We start from the raw sequence: 2372 nt of genomic DNA, 5'->3' as shown, positions 1-2372 counted from the left end.
GGCTAAGTCGACCAGTGAAATTTCGTCATCCTGGTACCGAGTCGTCGGCGTATTTTGCTGGTTCATTGAATATCCATTGCAAAGAATTGAGGCTCAGTGTGCTTCTGGCACGCTACCGCCCGAGGATTATTCTGGGCATCTTCCCTGGCCCTATGCTCGATCTTCACCAATTCATAAAACCGCATGAAGCTTGCGTGCACGCAAAGAACAAAATGGTAGCATTTACCTACTACCATTGCTTCCACAGCAGACTCGCCGCACCGATGGGACGGGTATGAGCAGTGCTGTTTTTGTTACACGCTTGTTATTTTCTGAGGTGGGTATTCTAGTGGACCGGTTCCGTGGCCTCTAGATGTCAGTCGTATGAATTTGTGTTGGGTGTGTCGCTAATGACCGACAGATCTTCAATATCCTGAAGAGGGTCAAGGGCGATTGCCTAGGCGCTTCGTCTAAGCAATCTTTAAAGCCGGATGTCTCAAGCTCCAAATGCTAGTTCGTAAGGGTAGCGTCCTTCTTTAACAAAAAGGTTTAACCAAAGAGTTAAAAATGCGTATAGAAAAATAATAAAAAATGCTGCCAACTTTTGCTTTAGTAAAAAAGCAAGACATGGTACGAGCACTACTTCAACTATTCCAAAGAAAGTGGCGATCCTTGCCGCAAATATACCAAAATCACTAAACGCTATACGCCAGCAAACTGCAAGAGTATAAAAAGACATAGCAGTTTCAAAATAAGGCACTTTATATTTCAAGCCATTCCAAAAAAAGGCAAATAGCGAGAGAAAAACAATTCCTTTAATATTTGTCAAATCAAAAAGCTTCACTGTGTTTGCATAAACAGATTCAGAATATCCTTCTAGCTTAACAGTTATGTAACCCAAATCCGGAAGATTTGATAATAGAAGCTCGCTAACACCAATGTAACCAACAATTATAGAAACCCCTAAAAGAAAAAATATCTTTTTTGGCGAAATTTTAATAAAAGAAAAAATATACGCAAAAAAATATGACAACGCCGCTGTATGAAAAAAACCTGCAAGAAACACAAGAACAATTGATTTTAGATGGTTTTTTTCATGTATTTGAAAAATTAAAAATAATCCTATTGCAGCAGCAATTGCGGCTCTTATCTGATTCATATCCCTATAAAGATACGTGTGTACAAAAAATAATAATAAAGTCAAAAAGGCATATCTAGAATACTTATAATAATTATAAGCCGCCATCCCTACACTGATTAGAGATACAGATAAGAATAATATTGTATAATTACTGGAAAAAACTTTTACAAAAGAGTTTAAAGCAATATATCCAAGCTCCATTTTCTCATTCGAATAAGAATAATTGTAAAACCCTGACATCCATTTAAATATATTGGGTATTTCGTAAAATTTACTTACATAATTAACATCATCTGCCCCTACACCTGCCTCGCGGAAGCCTGCAAAAAAAACAAGAATAAGCGTGCAAAAAATAAAAAATAAAATACGCACCGTCTTTGGACAGCGAGTCATATCTAAAAAAGAAAAAAACGATATTACAAAAAAAATGAAAATATAGGGAAGCATATAAATGGCTCTTCGACGTTTCACGCGGATTTGGCCTGATCCAGCATGCTCCCGACCGGGCTGCCAATCAGATAAATCATGGTGATGAAATAGTTCTCGTTGCGGTACCCACGAGCGCGTGAGGTGGTCCCCAGATTTCGGACCAGGCGTTAAGCTCTGATTATCCCGACACGAGAATCGATGTACCTGGTGGCGATCATAAACTAGTACAGCCGTCGTGTACTGGCCTGGCGGGTATCGAACACCCTGGAGACGGACTTCCGCATTGATGCTCTGGAGGAGGCATTGGCGCGTTATGGGGCACCGGCGATATTCAATAGCGATCAAGGCTGTCAATTCACCAGCCAGGCATTCACCGAGGTGCTAAAAGCCCATCATGTCCGGGTCAGCATGGACGGCAAGGGCTGCTACCAGGACAATATCTTCGTCGAACGACTATGGCGTAGCGTGAAGTACGAATGCGTCTACCTGAAGGCCTTCGAGCCAGTTGAAGTCGCTCATCAGCTATTTTCTGCTTTTCAAAATCCTGATTGATGGAAAATAGACCAAGACATCGGCATCAAAAAATATTATTATTCGTCTCGTCGGCTATCTTATTTATATCGACGCTTGATGAGACGGTAGGAAGTTTCTCCTTTTATTTTTTGCAAATATCCATTTTGTTCGGCTTTTACTTCTTCCTCTACTAGAATGATCACTTTCGCATGCTTATTTATTAGCTTATCTTAATTTTCGAGCTTCAGATATCGGCTGGTGATATTGGTATCGAATTCAACGGCATACATGTCACGATCCTCGTATTATA

The 2372-nt window shown here is 40.3% G+C and carries 2 protein-coding genes and 1 pseudogene; 2 read left to right on the top strand and 1 reads right to left on the bottom strand.

Features of this window, described 5'->3' with window-relative positions; genetic code table 11:
- A partial coding sequence (locus ACPF7Z_RS19340) for a hypothetical protein (RefSeq protein WP_425194869.1) occupies positions 1–278 on the top strand: 278 nt, incomplete at its 5' end.
- 197 nt (positions 279–475) lie between these two features.
- Here the strand turns inward: ACPF7Z_RS19340 and ACPF7Z_RS19335 are convergent.
- Complete coding sequence (locus ACPF7Z_RS19335) at positions 476–1567, bottom strand: EpsG family protein (RefSeq protein WP_425194868.1); 1092 nt, start codon at positions 1565–1567, stop codon at positions 476–478.
- A gap of 171 nt (positions 1568–1738) precedes the next feature.
- Here ACPF7Z_RS19335 and ACPF7Z_RS19330 point away from each other — a divergent pair.
- Positions 1739–2050, top strand: a pseudogene (locus ACPF7Z_RS19330) (transposase); the annotation flags it as partial.
- Positions 2051–2372: the final 322 nt, after the last annotated feature.

Source organism: Halomonas sp. GXIMD04776, assembly GCF_049808615.1.
Lineage (GTDB): Bacteria > Pseudomonadota > Gammaproteobacteria > Pseudomonadales > Halomonadaceae > Modicisalibacter.
Note: the sequence above shows the minus strand (reverse complement) of the source record. Positions and strands in the feature narration are given on the sequence as shown.

Bases quoted from the DNA above. Each gene is read 5' to 3' on its own strand.
- ACPF7Z_RS19335 (WP_425194868.1), bottom strand. From the start codon at position 1,567: ATGCTTCCCTATATTTTCATTTTTTTTGTAATATCGTTTTTTTCTTTT.